This window comes from Stenotrophomonas sp. PD6, from assembly GCF_049199305.1.
Taxonomy (GTDB): Bacteria; Pseudomonadota; Gammaproteobacteria; order Xanthomonadales; family Xanthomonadaceae; genus Stenotrophomonas.
In genome coordinates this window covers 37,822-44,326 of record NZ_JBLZQD010000021.1, presented here as the reverse complement: position 1 = coordinate 44,326, position 6,505 = coordinate 37,822, and the positions used below count along the sequence as shown (strand labels likewise).

Annotated in this window: 6 protein-coding genes and 1 pseudogene; 4 read left to right on the top strand and 3 right to left on the bottom strand. The window is 68.9% G+C overall.

The features are described from left to right. The 4 genes and pseudogenes from ACOZHM_RS19530 to ACOZHM_RS19515 all read left to right on the top strand — a co-directional run. Window positions 1-297, top strand: a pseudogene (locus ACOZHM_RS19530) (hypothetical protein); the annotation flags it as partial. Window positions 298-331: 34 nt separating this feature from the next. Further along, entirely contained in the window at window positions 332-940 is a 609-nt protein-coding gene (locus tag ACOZHM_RS19525; RefSeq protein WP_421570973.1) for an IMPACT family protein, read from the top strand. Next, a complete protein-coding gene (locus tag ACOZHM_RS19520; RefSeq protein WP_421570971.1) occupies window positions 933-2,699 on the top strand; it encodes an ABC transporter transmembrane domain-containing protein in 1,767 nt (588 codons plus the stop codon). Before ACOZHM_RS19525 ends, ACOZHM_RS19520 begins: the two co-directional genes overlap by 8 nt. Window positions 2,700-2,770: 71 nt before the next feature. Beyond that, window positions 2,771-2,968: a hypothetical protein gene (locus tag ACOZHM_RS19515; protein WP_421570970.1), complete on the top strand. Its 198-nt coding sequence runs from the start codon at window positions 2,771-2,773 to the stop codon at window positions 2,966-2,968. A gap of 226 nt (window positions 2,969-3,194) precedes the next feature. Here the strand turns inward: ACOZHM_RS19515 and ACOZHM_RS19510 are convergent, their stop codons facing one another. The 3 genes from ACOZHM_RS19510 to dnaJ all read right to left on the bottom strand — a co-directional run bounded on the left by ACOZHM_RS19510 (window position 3,195) and on the right by dnaJ (window position 6,416). Beyond that, window positions 3,195-4,307, bottom strand: a complete 1,113-nt coding sequence (locus ACOZHM_RS19510; protein WP_421570969.1) for a prephenate dehydrogenase — start codon at window positions 4,305-4,307, stop codon at window positions 3,195-3,197. Continuing rightward, window positions 4,304-5,212, bottom strand: coding sequence for a pyridoxal kinase (gene pdxY, locus ACOZHM_RS19505; RefSeq protein WP_421570968.1), 909 nt, complete (start codon window positions 5,210-5,212; stop codon window positions 4,304-4,306). The genes ACOZHM_RS19510 and pdxY overlap by 4 nt, the downstream gene beginning before the upstream one ends. Before the next feature lie 76 nt (window positions 5,213-5,288). After that, window positions 5,289-6,416, bottom strand: a complete 1,128-nt coding sequence (gene dnaJ, locus ACOZHM_RS19500) for a molecular chaperone DnaJ (protein WP_421570966.1) — start codon at window positions 6,414-6,416, stop codon at window positions 5,289-5,291. Between the last annotated feature and the right edge of the window lie 89 nt (window positions 6,417-6,505).

The window sequence follows — 6,505 nt, the reverse complement described above, 5'->3', positions numbered from 1 at the left end:
CTGCAGGACCTGGTGGCCGCCGAGGACGCCGAAGTGGGCCCGGCCCCCCCGCCGGCCCCCCCGGGCGTGATGGGGCGCACAGCATCGGCGCCGGCCAGCGGCGCGCTGTCGACGCGAGCGCTCGACGCTGCCGTCGACGCCGACGCCGCCCTGCCACGCAGGCAGTGGCTGACGCGCATCCGCGAGCGCCGCGACGCCGGCGACATGGAGACCGCGCGCGCCAGCCTGGAGCGCTACGTGCAGCAGTATCCGGAGGTGCGCGTGCCGCGCGACCTGCGCCAGCTGCTCGATCCGTGAGCCGCGACGCGGCATCCCCACTAGAATGAGCGGGATGTCCGATACGCTCGCCACCGCCGTCAGCCACAGCCTGGACATCAAGCACAGCCGCTTCGTCGCCCATGCGGCGCCCATCGTCGCGGTCGCCGATGCGCTGGCCTTCCTGCAGCAGGTCGCCGTGGCCGACGCCACCCACAACTGCTGGGCATACCGCTACGGCAACGAGTACCGCTCCAGCGACGACGGCGAACCCGCCGGCACCGCGGGGCGCCCCATCCTGGCAGCGATCGACGGCCAGGGGTTCGATCGCGTCATGGTGGTGGTGATCCGCTGGTACGGCGGCATCAAGCTGGGCGCCGGCGGCCTGGTACGCGCCTACGGTGGCACCGCCGCCGAATGCCTGCGCACCGCGCCGCGCCTGCCGCTGGTGGCGCTGTCGGAGCTGAGCGTGCAGGCCGGCTTCGAGGACACGGGTACGCTGCATGCGGCGCTCGCCGCCCACGGGGCCGAGAAACTGGGCGAAACCTTCACCACGGTGGGGGTCGAACTGCACGTGCGCCTGCCTGCCGACCAGGTCGAGCCATTGAAAACCCGCCTGCGCGACGCCACCCGTAACCGTATCCGGATCCATCCGCGCACCGAACCAGGCCTTGTCCATGACTGACCCCGCTTCCCCGCCCGCCCCCACGCTGCGCCGACTCGGCAGCCTGGGCACGCTGTGGCCGTTCGTGCGCCGTCACTCGGGCCTGTTCAGTGCCTGGCTGGTGGCGCTGGCGGTCTCGTCGGCGGCAACGCTGAGCCTGCCGCCGGCGGTCAAGCTGATGATCGACCACGGCTTCAACAGCAATGGGCAGATCAACCGCGCCTTCGCGCTGCTGTTCCTGGTTGCGTTGGTACTGGGGCTGGCCACGGCCGCGCGCTTCTTCTTCGTCTCGCTGCTGGGCGAAAAGGTCGTGGCTGACCTGCGCAGCCGCCTGTACGCGCACCTGATCGCGCTGGGCGCCGGCTTCCATGACCGCAGCCGCAGTGGTGAACTGGTCTCGCGGTTGACCGCCGACAGCGAACTGCTGCGCAGCGTGATCGGCTCCACCATGTCCGTGGCCCTGCGCAGCAGCGTCACGGTGGTGGGCAGCCTGGTGATGCTGTTCGTGACCAGCCCGCGCCTGGCGGCGTGGTCGCTGGTAGGCATTCCGCTGGCGGTCCTGCCGATCATCATCGGCGCACGGCGCGTGCGCGGCATTTCGCGCGCAAGCCAGGACCGCATCGCCGATGCCAACAGCCTGGCCGCCGAAACGCTGGGGGCGGTACGAACGGTGCAGGCGCACGCGCGAGAACCCTACGAACGCAACCGCTTCAATGCCGCGTTGGCCGAATCCATCCGCGCCGCACGACGTCGCATCGGTGCGCAGTCGCTGGTGACCGCCACCGCCATCGTGCTGGTGTTCGGCGCGATCGTGGGCGTGCTATGGCTCGGCGCGCATGACGTCAACGACGGCCGCATGACGGCCGGCACCCTGGGCCAGTTCGTGCTGTACGCGCTGATTGGCGGCGGCTCGGTTGGCGCGTTGGCGGAAGTGTGGAATGAACTGCAGCGTGCGTCGGGCGGCATGGGCCGGATCGCCGAGCTTCTGCACGAAGACATCGAGATCACCGCCCCGACCGATCCGCTACCGCTACCGCAACCGCTGCGTGGCGAGATCCGTTTCGACGATGTGGTCTTCCACTACCCGCAGCGCCCGGACACGGCCGCGCTGGAGCACTTCAACCTGCACGTACGGCCCGGCGAGACGGTCGCGCTGGTGGGGCCCTCCGGTGCCGGCAAGAGTACGGTGCTGTCGATGCTGCTGCGTTTCCACGACCCGGCCACAGGCAGCGTGCAGGTGGACGGCATCGACGTCCGCAAGGTCGATCCGGCGCTGCTGCGTGCGCAGATGGCGCTGGTGCCGCAGCAACCCACGCTGTTCGCCAGCAGTGCGCTGGAGAACATCCGCTACGGCCGGCTGGAGGCCAGCAACGAGGATGTTCAGCGTGCGGCCGAAGCGGCCGAAGCCGATGAGTTCCTGGCGGCCTTGCCCGAGGGGTATCTGAGCGAGCTCGGCGAGCGTGGCGCGCGCCTGTCCGGCGGCCAGCAGCAGCGCATTGCGATCGCGCGCGCCCTGCTCAAGGACGCCCCGATCCTGCTGCTCGACGAGGCCACCAGTGCGCTGGACGCGCAGAGCGAGCGCGCGGTGCAGCAGGCGCTGGAGCGGTTGATGGCCGGGCGCACCACGCTGGTCATCGCGCATCGCCTGGCCACCGTGCTCAAGGCCGACCGGATCGTGGTCATGGACCACGGCCGGATCGTCGCACAGGGCACCCACGCGCAGCTGCTGGCCGAAGGCGGCCTGTACGCTGAACTGGCCAAACTGCAGTTCATCGATTGATGACGCACCGCTAACGGCCCAGGTTGCATGGTGCTCACGCCCCATGTCCCTGTCGCTGAAGGAGGTGCTGCATGTCGTTCCGCCAATTCCCCGCCACCGATGCCAATGGCGATGACTACGTCATCATCGAGTTCAAGGATGAGCAGTCCGGCGATGCCGGTACCGCAGCCGATCCGCACGTCCGCTATGAGCTGGCGGATGGCCGCCGCCTGGTGCGCGACGGTCGCGCATTCCGGACCAGCGGTGGCGAACTCACGTTGAGTACCTGACCCCCGACGCGTATCGACCAACGGTCGATGCCTACCGATTGCGTACCGACCAACGGTAGCGCACGACCGTTGGTCGTGCGGTGCGACGCCGCGTCGCGCGGCAATGTGCACTGGTCAATTAATCGCCATCCATCTTGACAGCCTTGCCAGCCGGGGGCTGCGCGCGGTTATCCACATGCTTGTCCGCAGTTCATCCACACCCCCTGTGGATGAATGCGGGAATGCATCAGCGCGGCAGCACGTGCCCGAGGCCGCTCGCATCGATCTCCACCGCCGCCCGCTGCATCGCCTCCAGGTCGCTGCCGGCCACGAAGCCCATGCGGAAGTGCACCTCGCCGCCCGGGGTACGCGATGAATGGATCGAGGCCAGACTCACGCCGTGGCGCTCAAACACATGCAGCAGCTCGCGCAGCGAGCCCGGGCGGTCTTCGGGCAGGTGCACGCTGATCGCATTGCGCTCGGTCAGGTCGGCCAGCAGGTAGCCGACCCGTTCGAAAGTGTAGTTGCCGGCCGCGAGCAGCGCCGGCCCCTGGTGCTCGCGGTTGTCGCGCAACAACTGCTCGCGGAACGCGGTGCGCGCGGCGTCGTCGCCCTGCCCCACCTGTGCGCGCAGCTCCTGCAGCTGTGCCAGCAATCGATCCAGCATCGGCGCCACGTGCGGGTTGCCGAACTGGATGTCTTCGTAGATCGCCGGGTTCATCGACAGGATGCGGGCGATGATTGCCGTGTCCAGCTCGAACGACGCCGAGCGGTACGGCATCAGCTCGGGCAGCGCGCCCAGCAGCGGGGCGTACTCGCGCAGCACGCCGGCCTGGGCCAGGTGGGTGGCATGCACCATCGCCTGCACCAGCGCCATGACCTGGTCGTGGTGTTCGGGCGTGGCGCGCACGCACTCGGCCTCCAGCGCGGCGCACAGCGACTGCAGCCACGGCTGCCACTGCGACAGGCGCGCCTCGCACACCACCATCACCCTGCCCTTCAGCGTGGGTGCCTTGGGCGGCGCGGTCATCGGGTGCAGCCCGACCACCTCGGCCTGCGAGGTGAGCATGGCGGCCACCGGCTCGCTCTTGACCGAGGTGACATCCAGCCACAGGCGACCGGCCTCGCGACCTGCCGAGCGGGCCACGTAGTCGGCGATCAGCGCCGGTGTGTGGCGGATCGGCGCGGAGAAGATCAGCACCTGCGCACGCGACAACAATGCCTCCGGATCCTCCGACTGCGGGTCGGCCGGGTCGTGGCCAATCACTTCCAGGCCCATTCGCTGCTGCAGGAACAAGCGCAGCCAGCGCCCATAGGCACCCGCACTGCCGACGATGCCGACGACCGGTTGCAGACTCACGCCAGCCGCTCGGCGAGGAAACGATGGGGCTGGGCGAGCGCGGCCGGTGCGGCGGCCAGGACATCGAATTCTTCGTGGTCGTTGGCCAGGGTCGCTTCCAGCGCGGCGTGCACGCCCGAGATGGAGCGCGACAGCGCCTGTTCGAAGCGCTCACCGCGCAGCAGGAAGGCGACCAGCAGCGACATCAGCACATCGCCGGTACCGGCGACGTCCACCGGCAGGTGCGGCGAGGACCAGCGCCAGATCGCATCGCGGCTGACCGCCAGCGTGACCAGCTGTCCCGGCTCGCCGCCGACGCTGTGCGCCAGCACCCACTCCGGCCCGCGTGCCAGCAATGCCTGCGAGGCTGCGACGGCGTCGGCCTCGGCCAGGCTGGGCAGGCCGGTCAGGCGGCCCAGTTCGAAGGCGTTCGGCGTGACCAGCCACGCATGCGGCAGCAGGCGTTCGGCGAAGATTTTTTCCAGGCCAGGCTCCACGTAGGGGCCGGTGTGGGTATCGCCGATCACCGGGTCCAGGCAGTAGCGCAGCTGCGGCGAGGCCGGCAGCACGGTGTCGAGCCAGTCGGCAAAGGCGGCGCCATTGCCGACGCTGCCGAAGTAACCCGAGACCAGCATCTTTGCGCGCGCGGGAAGGCCGCGCTCGGTCGTACCCAGCAGCAGTTCGGCGAACCAGTCGGCCGGCAGCACGCGGCCACGCGTGGTCGGATAGAACGGCGCATTGCTCAGCAGCGTGGTGGGGATTTCGGCGACACGCACGCCCAGCGCGCGCAGCGGCGGCACTGCCGCACTGTTGCCGGCATGGCCGTACACCAGCTGCGACTGGACCGAAATGACGTCGACCGGCGACGGGCCGTCCGGGCGCTGGCGGCGCCCGTGGACCAGGTGGCTTTCGAGGGTATCGTTCATGCCTCGATTTTAACGCCGCAGACACGAAAACACCGGGGCACGCCCGGTGTTTTTGTGTTGCAGGTGAAACGATCGATTACGAGGTCATGCGGTCCCAGAACCCCTTCACGCCGTCGATGAAGGTCGCCGACTTCGGCGAGTGCTTGCGCGCTTCTTCGCCGGTGAACGTGGTCTCGAACTGTTCGAGCAGCTTGCGCTGTTCGGTGGTCAGGTTGACCGGGGTCTCCACCACCACGCGGCAGTACAGGTCGCCCTCGCTGCGGCTGCGCACCGAACGCACGCCCTTGCCGCGCAGGCGGAACAGCTTGCCGGTCTGGGTTTCGGCCGGGATGCGGATTTCCGCATAGCCGCCCAGGGTGGCCACGCGCACGGTGTCGCCCAGCGCGGCCTGCGAGATGCGGATCGGTACTTCGCAGTGCAGGTCGTCGCCATCGCGCTGGAAGATCGCATGCTCGCGCACACGCACTTCCACATACAGGTCGCCTGGCGGGGTGCCGGCCGGACCGGCCTCGCCCTCGCCGGCCAGGCGGATGCGGTCGCCGGTATCGACGCCCGCAGGCACCTTCACCGACAACACCTTGTCTTCTTCCACACGACCGTTGCCATGGCAGGTCTTGCAGGGGTTCTGGATGATCTGGCCACGGCCGTTGCAGTTGTGGCAGGCCTGCTGCATGGCGAAGATGCCACGCTGGATGCGCACCTGGCCCTGCCCACGGCAGACGCTGCAGGTTTCCACCTTGCCATCGTCCGAACCGCTGCCATGGCAGTCGTCGCACTCGGCCAGGGTCGGAATCTCGATACGGCGCTCGATGCCGCGCACCGCTTCTTCCAGGTCCAGCTCCATCACGTAACCGATGTCGGCGCCGCGACGTGCCTGGCGCTGGCCACCGCCCGCGCCCCCGAAAATGTTGCCGAAGATGTCGCCGAAGATGTCGCCCATGTCCGGGCCGCCCGGGCCGCCACCGCCGCCCATGCCGTGCTCGAACGCGGCGTGGCCGTGCGCATCGTACATGCGGCGCTTGTTGGCGTCGGACAGGGTTTCGTAGGCTTCCTTGCACTCCTTGAAGGCCGCTTCCGCGGCGCTGTCGCCGGGGTTGCGGTCAGGGTGGTGCTTCATCGCGCAACGGCGATAGGCCTTCTTCAGTTCTTCTTCGCTGGCCGTGCGGGACACGCCCAGCACTTCGTAGTAATCGCGCTTGCTCATGGTGTGAATCAGTATCCGGAAGTCGGGATTCGTCAAAGCGGAAGAGCGGAACCAGGTCCGCTCTTTCGTCGGGCGCCCCGGCACACCGG

Coding starts and splice junctions, on each gene's coding strand:
- dnaJ (WP_421570966.1), bottom strand. CDS start 6,416: ATGAGCAAGCGCGATTACTACGAAGTGCTGGGCGTGTCCCGCACGGCC.
- ACOZHM_RS19515 (WP_421570970.1), top strand. CDS start 2,771: ATGTCGTTCCGCCAATTCCCCGCCACCGATGCCAATGGCGATGACTAC.
- ACOZHM_RS19525 (WP_421570973.1), top strand. CDS start 332: ATGTCCGATACGCTCGCCACCGCCGTCAGCCACAGCCTGGACATCAAG.
- ACOZHM_RS19520 (WP_421570971.1), top strand. CDS start 933: ATGACTGACCCCGCTTCCCCGCCCGCCCCCACGCTGCGCCGACTCGGC.
- pdxY (WP_421570968.1), bottom strand. CDS start 5,212: ATGAACGATACCCTCGAAAGCCACCTGGTCCACGGGCGCCGCCAGCGC.